This window comes from Aquicoccus sp. SU-CL01552 (assembly GCF_040365005.1).
GTDB lineage: Bacteria > Pseudomonadota > Alphaproteobacteria > Rhodobacterales > Rhodobacteraceae > Antarcticimicrobium.
Window position 1 is genome coordinate 1 of the sequence record NZ_BAABWV010000054.1, and the last position, 687, is coordinate 687.

The following is a 687-nucleotide window of genomic DNA, read 5'->3' on the forward strand; positions in this document are numbered from 1 at the left end:
CCATGAAGCACAGTGTCGCGCCGGTGCCGGGAGACTTTTTGTAGAGCCGCGCCTCTGGATCAGTGGTCGAGACATGCGTGGCGTTCGAACGCTTCTCGCCACGGAAATCGACCTCGGCATTGCGGTTTTGGCGGGTGGAGTGGGGCATCGTGTCGGTCTCGGTTCGAGGCTCTTCAGGCGGGGTCTCGGGGATGTCGTCTGGTGTGGGCGGATCGCCCGGACCGCCCTCTTCAGGCGGGGTGGCCCCGGCCTTGGGCTGGAAACTCTTCATCGAGGCCCAGGCTTTCACCAGCGTGCCATCGACCGAGAAATGCTCGTCCGAAAGAAGCGGCGCCACTTCCCAGTGCGCCAGGATCGCCGCCATCACCTTGCGCGACATCTCCGTTGTCAGTAGTCGGTCGCGGTTCTTCGTGAACACGGTCGGGACCCAGACCTGGTCGTCGATGCCCAGCCCCACGAACCAGCGGAACAGAAGGTTATACTGCATCTGCTCCATCAACTGCCGCTCGGAGCGAACCGAGAACAGGATCTGCAGCAGGCTGGCCCGGATCAGTCGCTCAGGTGCAATAGAGGGGCGGCCGAAATCGGTGTAAAGTGCTTCGAACTCGGCATCCAAACTGGCCAGCGCGTCATTCACCACCTGCCTGATCTTTCGCAGCGGGTGCCGAGCCGGGATACGCTCCTCCA

At 62.7% G+C, this 687-nt stretch carries 1 protein-coding gene; it reads right to left on the reverse strand.

Annotated features, from left to right (window positions below; all coding sequences use genetic code 11):
* Positions 1-687, reverse strand: a 687-nt coding sequence (locus ABWV23_RS22355) for a transposase (protein ID WP_353351916.1), incomplete at both ends; no start/stop codon positions are given.